The 14,138-nt window shown below is 44.9% G+C and carries 12 protein-coding genes; 4 read left to right on the top strand and 8 right to left on the bottom strand.

The window, feature by feature from the left end:
* Positions 1 to 14: 14 nt before the first annotated feature.
* Complete coding sequence (locus G8759_RS13655) at positions 15 to 962, bottom strand: beta-propeller domain-containing protein (RefSeq protein ID WP_167208821.1); 948 nt, start codon at positions 960 to 962, stop codon at positions 15 to 17.
* A 579-nt stretch (positions 963 to 1,541) separates the two neighbouring features.
* On the opposite strand from G8759_RS13655, the gene G8759_RS13650 reads away from it, so the two are divergent.
* From G8759_RS13650 to G8759_RS13640, 3 genes are all read left to right on the top strand, one after another.
* A complete protein-coding gene (locus G8759_RS13650; protein WP_167208820.1) occupies positions 1,542 to 2,261 on the top strand; it encodes a 3-keto-disaccharide hydrolase in 720 nt (239 codons plus the stop codon).
* Between the two features lie 75 nt (positions 2,262 to 2,336).
* Positions 2,337 to 5,207 (top strand): PVC-type heme-binding CxxCH protein, encoded by a 2,871-nt coding sequence (locus G8759_RS13645; protein WP_167208819.1) that lies wholly within the window; start codon positions 2,337 to 2,339, stop codon positions 5,205 to 5,207.
* A gap of 128 nt (positions 5,208 to 5,335) precedes the next feature.
* Positions 5,336 to 6,598: an FG-GAP repeat domain-containing protein gene (locus G8759_RS13640; protein ID WP_167218938.1), complete on the top strand. Its 1,263-nt coding sequence runs from the start codon at positions 5,336 to 5,338 to the stop codon at positions 6,596 to 6,598.
* Positions 6,599 to 7,392: 794 nt separating this feature from the next.
* Here G8759_RS13640 and G8759_RS13635 read toward each other — a convergent pair.
* The 4 genes from G8759_RS13635 to G8759_RS13620 all read right to left on the bottom strand — a co-directional run bounded on the left by G8759_RS13635 (position 7,393) and on the right by G8759_RS13620 (position 9,692).
* Complete coding sequence (locus G8759_RS13635) at positions 7,393 to 7,794, bottom strand: hypothetical protein (RefSeq protein WP_167208818.1); 402 nt, start codon at positions 7,792 to 7,794, stop codon at positions 7,393 to 7,395.
* Positions 7,795 to 7,875: 81 nt separating this feature from the next.
* Positions 7,876 to 8,367: a hypothetical protein gene (locus G8759_RS13630; protein WP_167208817.1), complete on the bottom strand. Its 492-nt coding sequence runs from the start codon at positions 8,365 to 8,367 to the stop codon at positions 7,876 to 7,878.
* Positions 8,368 to 8,421: 54 nt separating this feature from the next.
* Positions 8,422 to 8,766 (bottom strand): hypothetical protein, encoded by a 345-nt coding sequence (locus tag G8759_RS13625; protein WP_167208816.1) that lies wholly within the window; start codon positions 8,764 to 8,766, stop codon positions 8,422 to 8,424.
* A gap of 533 nt (positions 8,767 to 9,299) precedes the next feature.
* Positions 9,300 to 9,692, bottom strand: a complete 393-nt coding sequence (locus G8759_RS13620) for a DoxX family protein (protein WP_167208815.1) — start codon at positions 9,690 to 9,692, stop codon at positions 9,300 to 9,302.
* A gap of 84 nt (positions 9,693 to 9,776) precedes the next feature.
* Here G8759_RS13620 and G8759_RS13615 point away from each other — a divergent pair, with 84 nt between their 5' ends.
* Positions 9,777 to 10,133, top strand: a complete 357-nt coding sequence (locus G8759_RS13615; RefSeq protein WP_197933128.1) for a winged helix-turn-helix transcriptional regulator — start codon at positions 9,777 to 9,779, stop codon at positions 10,131 to 10,133.
* A 96-nt stretch (positions 10,134 to 10,229) separates the two neighbouring features.
* On the opposite strand, the gene G8759_RS13610 is transcribed toward G8759_RS13615, so the two are convergent.
* The 3 genes from G8759_RS13610 to G8759_RS13600 form a co-directional block, all read right to left on the bottom strand.
* The gene (locus G8759_RS13610; protein WP_232074246.1) at positions 10,230 to 11,090 is read right to left on the bottom strand and encodes a helix-turn-helix domain-containing protein; all 861 of its coding nucleotides are present in this window, start codon (positions 11,088 to 11,090) and stop codon (positions 10,230 to 10,232) included.
* 145 nt (positions 11,091 to 11,235) lie between these two features.
* Positions 11,236 to 12,126, bottom strand: coding sequence for an NmrA family NAD(P)-binding protein (locus tag G8759_RS13605; protein ID WP_167208811.1), 891 nt, complete (start codon positions 12,124 to 12,126; stop codon positions 11,236 to 11,238).
* A 264-nt stretch (positions 12,127 to 12,390) separates the two neighbouring features.
* Positions 12,391 to 13,887, bottom strand: coding sequence for a pyridoxal phosphate-dependent decarboxylase family protein (locus tag G8759_RS13600; protein ID WP_167208809.1), 1,497 nt, complete (start codon positions 13,885 to 13,887; stop codon positions 12,391 to 12,393).
* Positions 13,888 to 14,138 lie beyond the last annotated feature (251 nt).

Below are 14,138 nucleotides of genomic sequence, written 5' to 3'. Positions count from 1 at the left end.
GCATTAACACGGATCTAACGCTGTAAATCGCCGTTTTCGACAATGCCCGGCTCGTCGAGCAGTTGAATGGCTGATGCAGGCCCCAGATCGGCAGGAGCCTGCCAGGAACTCAACGCCCAAACGATTTTTTTATCGGGCGTTACTTCAAAAACCTGAACAGAACCCGGCCAGTCTTTGGCGTCTTTTATACCATTGGCGCACCAACTGCAAATTACAGTGTTGCCATTGGCCAGCCGATTTACCTCCTGCACATTGAACAAGGGAATGCCGGGCAGGTCTTTCTGAGTAAACTCCCAAACCGTTTCGCCTTTGGGATTCACTTCCCGGGCATAGCGGCTCGCATCACCACTGATCATTGTGTTCCCATTTTTAAGCCGAACAGCGGCCCAGGGTGAAGGCACATCCACCGACCAGAGCACCTTACCCGTCGAATCATATTCCACGACTCTTCCCTCCATATGCGCCACCAGAAATGTACCTGCTCTAGTCATACGGACGTGGCGAAACTGTCCATGCGGACTGTCGGGTCTGCCGGTCGGAATGATCAGTTCTTTTTCGGTTTTATCCGTCACTTTATTGATGATCAATAGCTTTGCCGGATTGCCATTCTGCATCAACATAACCCGATCTTTACCAATGGGCTGCGATGTATGGATTTCACATTTTGGCGGTGCCTCGTAGTTCCAGACTATTTTTTTATCGGGCGTAATTTCGCTGGCTCCTACTTTTCGGGAGAAGAGGATGTTGCCATTCGAAAGCATATGTGCATCGCCCAGTTCCTGTAGCTCGCCATTAGGTGCCTTGATCGGGATACCATACGACCACGCAACTTTACCATCCCGCACAACCCAGAGCATTTGCATCGGATTGCGATAATCCCATTCTCCGGCGTATAAAAACGGATGCTGACTTAGTCCTTTGCCAGGCAGTTGGGCCACCTGTGCGCCGACTGCAAGGCTCATTAAGCAGAGAACCAAACACGTAAAGCAGGCTTTCATGGTCGTTGGAATAGGTTCGGGCTGACAACTTTGCTATGATTGATAAAGCATATCAAGGGCATGCACCTACTCCGTTCACGTTGTTAAAAAAACAGAGGGATTTACATAGGCTTTTCGAGCCGTGACACGGCAGCCACTTCTCCACGCTGAAAGCCGGATCGTTGATCAGTAAATAACGCAGATTGTATACTTCAGTAACTGACTACTGTTTTCAGGAAGTGTAAACGCTCAATAGCGAAAATTTCCATTCAGTTCGTCAGTAAGCCCTTCAATAACTCAATAAGGAAGGTAGCATATGGCTTATAAAAGGAACTGGATTTGGGGTATATACTTGTTGGAAATGCTTGTTAACATGTGACTACATCTACAGGCCATTCGCATCGAGCCGTGCCACGGTTATTTTAGATCGTTATGGCTAACCGTGGCTCAGCTCACTGCGAATGGCCTGATCTAGTCTGCTTACCAATATAATTATTACTTTTAGTATTTTAGTAAGGATAATTCCCTGACAGGTTATCAAACTTTCGTTGAAGCCTATACCATATGCAAACTGGACAATCACCCCAAAACAGGAACCGGATCGACGCCCGCTGGAAGTATCTGCTTCCTGTCACATCGAACCGGTTTCTGACCCTGCTCCTCATTTTACTTTTTCAGGTTGTCAATGGAGTACAGTCTTCTGCCCAATCACTTCCCAAAACGGAATCCTTATTTGACGGAAAAACCCTGGCTGGCTGGAAGACCGTTGATCCCGCTCACTCCAACCTGTGGTTTGTAAAAGATAGTGTGATCAGAAGTGGGGACGGTGTAAAAAAGATACCAGAGAATACATACCTGTATACCCTGAAAGAGTATGGTGATTTTGAATTTCGCTGCCTGTTTCGGCTGTCAGGCAACCCGTCAACGGGGATGATCAACAGCGGAATTCAATACCGATCGGTCCTTGAAGGTGGTAAAATAGTGGGTTATCAGGCTGACATCGGCAATGGGTATTGGGGCGATATTTATGATGAACACCGGCGGGGTAAACTGGTTGGTGGCGATTTGAAAACCCTTAAGCGTATCCTTAAAGAAGATGGCTGGAATAGTTACATCATCCGCTGTAAAGGCAATCGGCACGAACTGTATATCAATGGCATAAAAACCTGTGATTATACGGAGCAGGATAGCAAAATTCCATCCAAGGGTGTTATCGCCGTTCAGATTCACAGCGGGGGTGTTGCCCAGGTTGAATTCAGAGACCTGACCATATCCGAGCTTTAACCTTCAGCCCTGCAATGCCCAAATTCTGCTCAGAAAACCCCTTATCCTTACATGCAAGTTATACGACCTATTCCTATGAACAAGTTCTGGTTGCTCATGCCCTTCCTAATTAGTACCCTTATACTACCTGTAATGGATAGTGTAGCCCAATCTTCCCAAACCAAAGTCGTTCAGGACACGGCGAAAGTTGATCGTGATTATACTCTTGAAGCGACCATGCTGGGCTTTTTTGCCAAAGATGGCTCCCGTAACCCTATCTTAAAAGCCAATAAAGGCGATCTGGTCCGCATTACGATCATCAACGGCGAACTGATGACGCATGATATTGCGCTGGAAAAACTCGGACTTAAAAGTAAGACCCTTCAGGAAAAAGGAACGCGAACCAGCATCTCGTTCAAGGCCGATAAAAGCGATACGTATTACTGTACTGTTCCCGGACACCGGGCAGCAGGCATGGTTGGAAATTTTGAGGTGGTCGAAGGGTCGATCACGGCGGCTACGGTTGCCGGTCAGACACCAATGAAAAATGGGCAACCCCTGAACCTGAATTTCGAAACGGGAACATTAAAGGATTGGACGGCCACCGGAGATGCCTTTACCAGTCCGCTTTTCGCTCAGGATGACCCATCCCCCGTTCATGAAAAAGACATGCACATCGGCTTTGACGGAAAATATTTCCTGAGCAGCGGAGGAACCACCAACTACAAACAGACTGGAACCTTAACGTCTGTTCCCTTCACCGTAACCCAGCCGTTTGCCGCTTTTAAAGTTTCGGGCGGTGCCTTGCAGGATACGCGGGTAGAACTCGTGCTGGCCGGGACAGATAAAGTCATTTTTCATAGCACCGGGCAAGGTCGAGCGACCCTTCAACCGGTCATTGCTGATCTGCAACCATATTTAAATCAGGATATCTTTATCCGCATCGTCGATAATGAGACGGGGATTTCGCAGATTCCGTACATTCCGAATGATAAATGGGCACACATCAATTTCGATGATTTTCAGTTTTACGCCACTCGCCCAAATTTTCCGAACGAGCTGAAACAAAAGGACATCATCATCTTGCCACCGCTGGACCCCGTCCTGAATGCAGGTCTTTCTGGAATCAAGGCGGCTCAGGCGATGACACCGCCCAAAGGGTTTAAAATCACACTGGCAGCCGCCGAACCCGATATTGTCAAACCGATTTGTTTCACGCTCGATGCACGGGGCAGGCTTTGGGTCGTTGAATCCCATACTTATCCAGTGCCGGCCCCGGAAGGTCAGGGGCGGGACCGTATTCTGATTTTTGAGGATACAAATGGCGACGGTACGCTCGACAGCCGGAAAGTCTTTGCGGAGGGGTTAAACCTCGTGAGCGGTATTGAGGTTGGCATGGGTGGTGTATGGCTCGGTGCGGCACCCTATCTGTTGTTTATTCCGGCCGATTTCAAAAATGATAAGCCGACTGGACCTCCTCAAAAACTTCTCGATGGCTGGGGCACTCAGGATACCCATGAAGTTCTGAATAGCCTGCGGTGGGGGCCAGATGGCTGGCTTTATGGCACACACGGCGTATTTACCCATTCAAACGTAGGTAAGCCGGGGGCTCCAGACTCCGAACGGTTGAAGCTGAACGCCGGGGTCTGGCGGTACCATCCAACGAACCACCAGTTCGAACTATTTGCGGAAGGTACCAGTAATCCCTGGGGGCTGGATTTCAACGACTATGGTCATGCGTTCGTCACGGCCTGCGTGATCCCGCACATGTACCACATGATTCAGGGAGGGCGTTATTTCCGGCAGGCAGGGAAACATTTCAATCCGTACACCTACGACGATATCAAAACCCATGCCGACCACGTACACTGGGTGGGCGAACGCGGCCCGCATGCGGGTAATTTCCGGTCGGCCTCTGCAGGCGGTGGCCATGCTCATTCCGGGGCTATGATCTATCTCGGCAATAGCTGGCCCCAGGAATACCGAAATGATATTTTCATGAATAACATCAACGGCTCCCGGTTCAATCAGGATCATCCGACCCGGTCCGGATCGGGTTATATGGTCACCCACAAACCGGATTTCATGGCGATGAATGACTCCTGGTCGCAGTGGCTGAATTTCAAGTACGACCCAAGCGGTTCGGTTTATGCCATCGACTGGTACGATAAGAACCAATGCCACAGCCCCAATCCTGATGTACATGACAAAACCATGGGCCGAATCTTCAAGATTACCCATGAGAATGATAAATGGGTACAGGTCGATTTAGCTAAGGCATCGGATATGGACCTGGTCAATTATCAGTTGAACCCCAACGAATGGTATGTACGACAAGCCCGAACGATTTTACAGGAACGCGGACCCAATAAAAAGGTACATAAAGCCCTGAAAGAAATCCTTACTAAAAATCCAGATGCTACCCGAAAACTACGAGCACTCTGGGCGCTGCATGTCACAAAGGGACTCACCGACAAGGAGTTGACCGATTTACTGGCGAATGAAAATGAATATGTCAGAAGCTGGGCCATTCAGCTACTGGCCGAAGACAAAAGCGTTTCTCCCGAAACGTTAAAACAGTTTGTTACCATGGCTCAGAACGATAATTCGGCACTGGTTCGGCTTTATCTGGCATCGGCCATGCTGAGGCTGGAACCAGCACAACGCTGGGATGTACTGGACGCGCTCGTTCAAAAAGCGGAAGACAAGGATGATCATAACCTGCCTTTGATGCTATGGTATGCCGCCGAACCACTGGCCGCTATCGATATGAAGCGAGCGCTGGAACTGGCGCAAAAATCCAAAATGCCGAAGCATCTTCCCTACACCATTCAGCGCGTTGCGGCAATCGGTACGGAGGATTCTAAAAAAGTCCTGAAAGAATTGAATAACCGGGTCGGCAAACTGGATCATTCACACGAAAGCCATGAAATTCAGGCGTTGATTGCCAAAGTACTGGAAGAGTAAAAACCTCTATACCATAGAATAAACAAGGGAGGATGTACAATGAATCGCGGTGGTAAGCACTGACAAGTAGGCCGCCCGTATGGTTTATTATTCAACCTTCATTGTTCATAAATCCCTTACTTGCCATGATGACAAGAATAGACCTGAATAGCCGACATTTGCTGAGCGGCCTACTCCTTTTCGGCTGGATTACAAACGCGTATAGTCAGGATAAATCCCTGTTTAAAGTACGCCAGCAGCAGGCCGCCAATACAACCGCAAACGCCCCTGATTCAAAGTCCATCGTGCTGTCTGATGACTTTAAAAAGACAGAAATAACGAGAGATTTCATTTCCGAAGGAGTAGCCGTCGCTGATCTGAACAAGGATGGGCGAATGGACATTGTTGCCGGTTATTATTGGTTTGAAGCGCCCAGCTGGAAACGCCACGAGATGGCGCCTTCCCGCGTCTATGACCCTCGAAAGGAGTATAGTGATTCGTTCCTGAATATGGGAATGGATGTGAATCAGGATGGATGGGATGACGTCGTCATTGTTGATTTCCCCGGAAAACCTGGCTTCTGGTTCGAGAATCCCAAAAACCAACCGGGCCAATGGAAAAAACACGCCCTCGACGATTCCGTTGGCATCGCCAATGAGTCGCCGGGCTTTATTGATATTGATGGCGATGGCCGACTCGATATTCTTTGCGGAGATAAGGCGAAGAAACAGATTGTATGGCTAAAAGCGCCCGAAAAACAAGGTGAAACCGCCTGGAAACGTTTCGCCCTAAGCCGGGAGAACGTACCCGGAACCGAGATCTTTTCGCATGGAATTGGGTATGGTGATGTGAATAAGGACGGGTTTAATGATGTAGTGGTTCGTGAAGGTTGGTTTGAAGGAACAGCTGATAAAAAATCTGGCAACTGGGTATTCCATCCGACAAACCTGGGCGAACCCTGTTCCCACATGCAGGTACTGGATGTGAATGGCGACGGGAAAAACGACGTCGTAAGTGCATCGGCCCATGCATTGGGTGTCTGGTGGCATGAGCAGGTAGTCGATGAGCAGGGTAAGCTTAATTTCAAAACCCACTTAATGAGTAACACTACGGCCCAGACTCATTCGTCGATCATGGCTGATCTGAACGGAGATGGTCGTAAGGATTACATAACCGGAAAGCGATTTCTGGCTCACCACGGTCGTGACCCCGGCGACAGTGACCCGGCCATTCTCATGTGGTTCGAGTTTATACCGGGTAGAGAGCCTTATTATAAAGAGCATGTGATCGACAACGATTCGGGTGCGGGGCTCAATATTGTTGCGCAGGACATGAACGGTGACAAGAAAACCGACATTGTTGTGGCCAATAAAAATGGCGTTTTCCTATTTGAGAATAAGATGAAGAAATAGGCGTTTTTCCAACGGTATTATTCGTATTTTCAGGTTGAAAACCTATCCAATTTATATCTGAAAGCCAGTGTAGTACACTCTGTTTCAGAGTGTACTACACTGGCTTTCATGTTTCCTATTTCATCCCACACAACTTCTGGATGTCTCCCAGGAAAGTACTTCCTCAAAATTGGACTTCACACCAATCAAACTTGATCCTTAGAACAATGTCTACCGAGCCGTGAGCCTGTAGTTTTGCCTTCATTCAGTATGATATTTCTATCGACAGGATAGCCGTTGAGAATAGAAAGTTCATGATTGCTAGCTCAAAGGCCACTAGAGTAAGCCAAAATAGATAGATCTTACGAATAACCGAAGCCTAGCTATATGGCCCAATAATGACGGAGCAAAAAACGGTTTAGCTTTAGAGTGCAGTTTATCAAATTACTTCCATTTTTATAATTATGGTCGCAAACACCAGTCGCTGGATTACCAAACTCCGGCCCAATGGTATATTGAGGGTGCAAAGGGGAAGAAAAATACAATTTCCCAGTCGGCAGGCAATATCTTAAATTAACTCGCTAAATGTCCAACAGAGCACCATCCTCCAATACGTTAACTACCCCTTTTAATAGATTATTAGGGATAGTCAACATTCCTTACGGAATGTCCCATGAACATTATCACATGGATATATCTAACATTGTAGGAATTACGAAAGCTACGAACGATTTCCTTATCTCACCTCGTAAGAAGCTGATTATCTATGTCAATCGTCTTTGATGGAGTATTTCGTACGAATGTGAATGACTCTCCTATTTAGGTGGAATGAAATTGACAAAGAAGAAGACAGTACTTTCTACTAATTGATTGTTTTTGGAGGCAGGAAGCCATTTGGGCATTGAAGCGATTAGCCGATGAATTTCGTCGTCGAAATCTTTTCGTAGATTAGGAGGGGTAATAATGCTTCTAATCGCGCCATTCTCGCTAATTGTCATTTGGACGCCCACTTTCTGCTTGTGCTTTTCAGCTAAAGCACTGGGGGGATAATGAATTGATTGTTTAATAAAATCATATAGCCCACCAATCCCACCTGGAAACTGGGCTGATCGGTCCGATTCATAGAGAATACTATCTCTGGATGATTGGGCATTAGATAAGTAGTTGGCAAAGCATAGAAGAGAAATAATTGCCAATCTAAATACAGTAGAATTCATAAAGTGATTCATATGGCTTGGCTTTAACAGATTCAATCCGTTAGCTACGTCTTATTTAAAACGTAACTAACGGGTTATAATTTATACATACTCAGGGCCGCCTGGGGGTTGGGGATTAGTAGGAGTAGGTTCAGGCGTAGGGGCAGGTGTGGGGGTCGGAGTAGGGTCCGGGCCAAAAATTATAATAATTGGATTTCCAGGAGTGGGAGCCGGTGAGGGATTTTCGCCACCACCAGCCCAACCATCGCCACCAGCATCGCCGTTATTACCAGTATTAGGTGGATTACATGAAGAACCATCCGCAACTGTTGGAATTTCTTGTGAGCTAATTAGGTCTAAAAATGAGTACTCAACGTCAGTAACATTAAAATCATAGCCCATTATCTGAATTTTGTAAGCTATTTTTCCTCGTAGATCTAGCTCTATTTTATCGGGGTAGACCCACCCGAAAAAAGAGCCTTCTTCCCAAGTACACAAGGTTGCTGCCGCTGATTGTCTAACACCTTGAGAAGTATGCGAGATAACGCTATTGAATGTATTCCATCCTGTGCAATAGTCATAAACAACTGACAAGTTGATAGATAATAATAAAGTTTTTAGTCCATACTGGTTTGTATTGTCCAGATATTACGTTCCAGACGAATAATAAACACCTTGGGCTAATCGGGCCTTTTCCAAAGTTTTATCTTTAAATGGCATTTTTCGAAGGTTAAGACGTAAGCCATTAGGATTAGTCTTAAAATAAGCTTTCGCTGCTTGTGGAGATGCAAACGACAACAAAGGTTTAGTGGACAAATCTTGCTTTGCCAATTTCATGTGATGAGCCACAGCAAATTTCAATAGTTCCGAGTCAATTGCGGTAGTCGGCTCCAAACCCACACTAGGCGGTGAACATTGACTAAGTAATAAAGAAGAACCGGCTATCACAACGCTAATGCATAACGTTCTGACTAAAATGGATAGATTTTGCATTACATTTGACTGTTTAATGGTGAAACATTAGACTCCTGTAAAGCCCCGCGTCCGGTCGCCAAACTGTCGTGGGGCTTTCGCCGTAAAAAACGGGATTCACTGGCTTATTGACTAAGGTCAGGAAGCTCTTTACGTCTGAAATCACCATTTTACCGGACGAAATCACCAAAAAAGTCACCAATATTGAATCTAAATAGATTTAATATTTTTAAGTATGTATATAAAAATTATAAGACACATTATATGGGTTTATTTTAAAAATAAAATTTACTTATATATATAAAAAATTATCAATAGTATTAAAAAAGCTATTTGCATTATTTTCACTGCGGGCTGTAAGTTGTTCTTGTAATGAAGCCATAGACTGGCCGTATACACACCGTAAATGCTCGAAATAGTACCAAAAATGATAAAAAGTTAAGACCCTATAGTAGCCATATCTAGTTAATCAGGAGGTTGGCTTTAAAGATTACTCTCATTTTTCGGTTGCTTAAAAGCAGTTTTTTGGCCAAAGCCCTTCATCAAGGTAGCTTTTACCAACGACTCATACGTCGCCCCCAGAAAACGAACAGGGCGAGCCCCAGCATGACAAAATTGAACGGCGTGTTGGCTGCCTCTCCCCGAGACAAATGAAAGACAATGGCGCACACCATAAGCGTCACTAAACCCGATGCTGCCCATACAATCAATCCTGGTTTACGGATAAAGGCGGGCAAAATGACGCCGATCCCACCACACAGATCGAGGGTACCCGTGAAACGAAGCAGGTTCGGGTATTCTCCCGCCCAGGGCCACATGTCGGCAAGCGTAGAAACAGGCGTAACCAATTTAAAAAGCCCCGATCCAATAAAGGAAAGTGCAAGAAGTATCTGAGCGGCCCATAAGGCCATTTGCAGTTTTGTTGACTTTTTTTGTTGACTTACCATACTGGTCAAGCAGGAGTTGATTAGTCTGTCAAAGGTCTCTACTTTTACTTTCAAAAAGTAAGCAGTTACCTGAACGTAAGCAGCATGATTTTAACAGAGGGCAAAACGAAACAAATCGATTGTATAGAACAGATGCTTCCGATCCGTGATGCGCTGGATGTTATAAGTGGCAAGTGGAAAGTATTGATTTTAACGTCGATTATGCATGGCAATCGGCGTTTTACGGAAATACAGACAAGCATTCCCAAAATCAATCCCAAGGTTCTATCCAAAGAATTGAAAGACATGGAAGAACATCAGCTGATCAAGCGAATCGTTCATGACGATCACCCTGTTTTAATTGAATATATCGCTACGGATTATTCCCGTTCGCTGAAGAAGGTCATGATGGAACTGCATAGCTGGGGTGTTAATCACCGCAAACAATTGCTGGGGAAATAATTAGTCCACCTGCCCGTGCCATATCGCCAGGAGAATGGAGTAAGAATAGGTGCTTTCAATGGCTGCCATCACCTCACAAAACACCAATACGTTTGGTTAATTAAAAGAATTTCGGAATTCCAACGGCGAACAATTGGTTTTGCTCTTGAATAAGCTGCTAAAAGACTGCGAATGTTCAAAGCCTAATTCATAAGCGATTTCACTTACGGTCAGGTCGGTAGTCGACAGTTTTTCTTTCGCCTTTTCGATCAATTTATCGTGTATATGCTGCTGGGTGCTTTGGCCCGTCAATACTTTTAATAATACGCTCAAATAATTAGGCGATACATTTAACAAGTCGGCAATGTATTGAACCGTTGGTAATCCTTTTTCCGCTAAATCATTACTATTAAAATAGTCGGCAAGAATAACTTCCAATCGATTTAGGAGCTTATGGTTCGTAATTTTTCGGGTTATGAACTGGCGATGGTAAAATCGATCAGCATAGGTCAGTAATAATTCAAGCTGTGCAATAATTACGGCCTGACTAAATCCATCGATGGGTGAATGATATTCCTGTTCAATATTTTTTATTATTCCCGTAATTATTGCTTCTTCTTTTTCTGAAAGATGCAGGGCTTCATGTACCGAATAACTAAAATATTCGTATTGTTTTATTAGTTTGGCTAAAGGCGTATTCCACAAAAAATCAGGATTAACGAGTAACAACCAGCCCGAATGTTGCAGTTCTTCATTTGCCTCGATGGTAAAAACCTGACCGGGCGAAATGAAAATTAGTACTCCCTCATCAAAATCATATTCCTGCTGACCATATTTCATCTTGCCGTTAAAATTTCGTTTAAGCGCGATGGAATAAAAATCATGAATAATGCTTGTTGGCTTACCGTCCGATAAACGCTTTATCGCTTCAAAATTCAGTACGCTAATTAATGGATGCTCCGGCTTCGGCAAAGCCATGAGTTTATGATATTCTGTTATAGTCTTAATTCTGAGGGGTTGTATGCTTTTCATTAGTAAATGAATGATTATACGAAAATAGCTGAAACAATTGCTGTTTTGAACCCGTAATGGCTGTCAGACAGCCATTACGGGTTCAAAACAATTATCTATTTCCTATAAATGCAGCCGCAAACTCTCGGGCGAAATCATCGAGCTTTACGTTGCCCATAGCCGTTGGTTTGTTCAGGTCATAATCAAGTCGCATGGCGCCACTATGAATGCTGGCTCCCAAATCAATAAAGTTTGCGGCCAGATAGGCAGATATTCCTCGAGCTTCGAAGCCACTTTTTGCCTGCTCATCGGTAAAGGTGACCCACTTCAGATCTGGCTTACCAATGGCAACGCCTAAACGATGCGCTACTTCGCTGGCAGTAAGGTCATCGCTGGCAATATAGCGTATGGCCTGGACAGCATCCAATATCACCAGTTCTTCGGCAGCGACGGTAGCAATATCGACTGGGGCAACCATAACAAGCTTGTCATTGCCCCCGTAATTCGCGCCAATGAAACCCATTTCTTTTATCATATCGACAAAACTGTACAGGTTGTAATAAAAATAAGTAGGGCGAAGGTGCGTAATGGCAACGTCCGACAATTCATTTAGTATGCCTTCTACATCGTAAGCACCGAGGATGAATCCAGTGCCCTTATCTAAATCTGCGCCGTAACTACTGAGATTAACCACACGCTTTATACCTACCTGCCTGATAGCCTGCGCATAGCTATTGCCAATTTTCCGGTAATACGCTCTCATGTCAGGCACGGCATAATTGGGCGGCACCATCGTATAAACGGCCTCGGCACCCGTAAAGGCAGATACCAGGAAATCAACATCGTCCAGGGAGCCAATGGCTGCGGTGGCTCCTATTGCTTCAATGTCTTTTTGCTTTTCTGGTTTGCTGCTTATAACCGTAACTGCATGCCCTTTTTCTACTAACTCCCTAGCCAGTGGCTTGCTGATGTTTCCTAACGAACCTGTTACTACAACTTTCATCTTTCTATTTTTTTACAAAGTTCTGCAGCCACGAAGAACGACTTGTAATCAAATCTTTTGTTGTTGTAGTCAAAACATGAATTTATAAAGAAGTTAATACGTCTCAAAAATGCACCCGGCTTTAGCCATGGCCAGTAGTTCTGTCAACTCATAAGACCTCACCAGGAGTCAGTACAGGGCGGGGATGCCATGAGCGAAGAGTGCCACTGGAACATGAATGTATAATCTGAAAATCAACGGATTAAAATTAATTTATGACCAGTATCAGTCGATTTTCGTCAGGAGTTGGTTGTGTTTTTTTCTGCCTTCATCAACGATGATAGCTATAATTTCCTCTATATCTTTCTTTGATGTTCTGAAATTAACAATACAGGCTCTTAAGCAATACGCGCCATTGACAATAGCATTCGATAAAAATACCTGGCCTCCCTGTTGCAGTTCGTTCAGCAGGGATTCATTTAATCGATTCAAATAATCCGTCTCCTCTTCAGTGGCAGGTCTGTAATCTAGCGGAATGTATCTAAACGTTGCAATACTTAAGTTCTGCGTAATGGCTTCGAGTTCTGAATGTTTGTTGGCCAGATCGAATAATAACTTAGATAAGGCGATATCTTCACCAATCATTTTGATATAACCCCTTTGCCCCACCTGTTGTAAAGTAAGCCAGACTTTTAACGCCCGGAAACCCCGCGAATTCTGAAAGCCGTATTCATAATAATTTAGTGCTGGTACTTCGTCGGTAGTACTGAAATTATAATAGACTGGATGAGAGCTGTAAGTCTCCAGTAAGTGGTTGGGGTTTTTCACTAACGTACAGCCTGCTTCCAATGGGCTATAGAGCCATTTGTGAGGGTCGAGGGCAATCGAATCGGCGGCCTGAATGCCTTCAAATACATCATTCAGTTCTGGTATTACAGCCGCCGGTATACCATAAGCCCCATCTATATGAAACCACAAGTCATACGCCTGGCAGATTGACGCAATCCCCTTCAGATTATCCACCGCACCGGTGCTAACATCTCCGGCTGTTCCGATGACCATAATGGGTTGACACTCATTGGCAAGATCCGCCTTAATGGTTTGTTCCAAAACGTTATTGTCCATTTTATTCTGGCTATCAGTCGGAATCCAGCGAATGGCATTTGTACCAAGGCCAAATAAAACAGCCGCTTTGTCGATCCAGGTATGCGTTGTTTTTGAGCAATAGACTGTCAATTGTTGAGCGACAGTAGCCATTCCCTCTTCTTTTATTGTTTTAGGCGCTTTTGCCGTTCGAGCCGCTAAAAAAGCGGTGAAATTGGCCATATTACCACCGCTAACCAACAGGCCCCCATAATTGGGAGAAACGCCAATTAATTCAGCCAGCCATTTCACGGTTTGTTTTTCAATTTCAGTGGCAATGGGGCTTAAACTGTTGGCACCGACATTGGGATTAACAGCGGCAGCTAATAAATCAGCCAATGCACCAATTGGAGCGGGAGAGGACGTGATATAGCCAAAAAATTTGGGATGGCCATTAAAGAGCGAATGGTTGAATAGTAAGTCTGTGGCTTTAGTAAGAATTTCTTCAACAGACTTTCCCTCTTCGGGTATGGATTGTGTGCCAATAATTGTTTGCAGCTGCCTGGGAGACTCTCCAGTGGTCACGGGTTTTTCCTCAATGGTGTCAAAAAAATCGGCAACGGCATCAATTAACTGATAGCCAATTTTTTTAAATTCTTCTTTCCTGATTTGGATTGGAGTTTCGCGATTCGTTGCCATACCATTGTTTCGCCAAATGTGGGAAAGTTACCTAAGCACATGAAACCCTGGGGTTTCGCTTGCTTAAATAAACGAAACAATTTCTTGCAGACCCGGCACTTGTTTAGTTATCGGTATAAACAAATTACAGGCTGATGGTCGTTGGTTCGGCATCCTGGAACGCATGACGAAGTTTAGTGAGACGGCGTGTAGTATACCGAACAATTTAAAAACAGAAAAGCCCTGAATAACAACGTATTCAGGGCTTTTTG

It is taken from the genome of Spirosoma aureum, assembly GCF_011604685.1.
Classification (GTDB): domain Bacteria; phylum Bacteroidota; class Bacteroidia; order Cytophagales; family Spirosomataceae; genus Spirosoma; species Spirosoma aureum.
The sequence above is the reverse complement of the archived record's forward strand: the minus strand, read 5'-3'. Positions and strand labels throughout refer to the sequence as shown.

Excerpts from the sequence above, each read along its gene's own strand:
- G8759_RS13655 (WP_167208821.1), bottom strand. The coding sequence starts at position 962 with ATGAGCCTTGCAGTCGGCGCACAGGTGGCCCAACTGCCTGGCAAAGGA.
- G8759_RS13650 (WP_167208820.1), top strand. The coding sequence starts at position 1,542 with ATGCAAACTGGACAATCACCCCAAAACAGGAACCGGATCGACGCCCGC.
- G8759_RS13645 (WP_167208819.1), top strand. The coding sequence starts at position 2,337 with ATGAACAAGTTCTGGTTGCTCATGCCCTTCCTAATTAGTACCCTTATA.
- G8759_RS13640 (WP_167218938.1), top strand. The coding sequence starts at position 5,336 with ATGACAAGAATAGACCTGAATAGCCGACATTTGCTGAGCGGCCTACTC.
- G8759_RS13635 (WP_167208818.1), bottom strand. The coding sequence starts at position 7,794 with ATGAATTCTACTGTATTTAGATTGGCAATTATTTCTCTTCTATGCTTT.
- G8759_RS13625 (WP_167208816.1), bottom strand. The coding sequence starts at position 8,766 with ATGCAAAATCTATCCATTTTAGTCAGAACGTTATGCATTAGCGTTGTG.
- G8759_RS13620 (WP_167208815.1), bottom strand. The coding sequence starts at position 9,692 with ATGGTAAGTCAACAAAAAAAGTCAACAAAACTGCAAATGGCCTTATGG.
- G8759_RS13615 (WP_197933128.1), top strand. The coding sequence starts at position 9,777 with ATGATTTTAACAGAGGGCAAAACGAAACAAATCGATTGTATAGAACAG.
- G8759_RS13610 (WP_232074246.1), bottom strand. The coding sequence starts at position 11,090 with ATGGCTTTGCCGAAGCCGGAGCATCCATTAATTAGCGTACTGAATTTT.
- G8759_RS13605 (WP_167208811.1), bottom strand. The coding sequence starts at position 12,126 with ATGAAAGTTGTAGTAACAGGTTCGTTAGGAAACATCAGCAAGCCACTG.
- G8759_RS13600 (WP_167208809.1), bottom strand. The coding sequence starts at position 13,887 with ATGGCAACGAATCGCGAAACTCCAATCCAAATCAGGAAAGAAGAATTT.